The organism is Vibrio sp. 1288 (genome assembly GCF_033344475.1).
Window position 1 is genome coordinate 1 of the sequence record NZ_JAWPOX010000533.1, and the last position, 693, is coordinate 693.

1 pseudogene is annotated in these 693 nt (G+C 49.6%); it reads right to left on the reverse strand.

What is annotated here, in order from left to right:
- Positions 1 to 693: pseudogene (locus R8O11_RS27865) on the reverse strand (lactate dehydrogenase); the annotation flags it as partial.

Genomic DNA, 693 nt, shown 5'->3' on the forward strand with positions numbered 1-693 from the left:
ATGTCCCAGCCAGCGTCTTCTTCTACATACATCAGATCGACGTTTTTCTCTTGAATACGAGACAAACAAACGCTCAACGCTGCAGAGCGGAGCAGGGGATCTTGTGGCATGTAAATCGAAACCCGCTTGTTAGGGCAACACATATCAAGTACATGCAAATAGTGCGCGTACGAGGTGTAAGGAGGACGAACTAACGCGCCTTTCGATGGGTAATGAAATACCGATAAGTTACCGAGCGGATCTTCGACGTTACCACGAGCCAAAATCGTTTGGTATTTTTGGTCAATGCGCTCTCTAAGGTGACTAGAAGGTTCCGCTGGTGGCTCACTCGCTTCCGCTGTGTCCTCTTGAGAGCCAAACCGAGAAACTTCGTCGTACGGGTTGTGATCCAGCGTCGCGATAGGTTCTTCATCCGAAGAGTAGTTCACGTGTTGGCAAAGAATGTAGCCCGAGTGCGCTTCACCAGACACAATCCAGTACACTCCATTATTGCTGTGTGGCTGCAAGGCAATGTAGCTGGAAGCCAACTCGTAGTGACTGGCGTGATTAACCCAACGAGCATCAATGGTCGCGAGCTTACGACGACAACGACTGGCGATGTGGTCAACGTGATCATAAAACGTTTTTGGGTTGATGCTGAGTTTGCGGCAAATTTCGCGCACGGAATAACCAGTGAACAAAAGCCCCATCAGG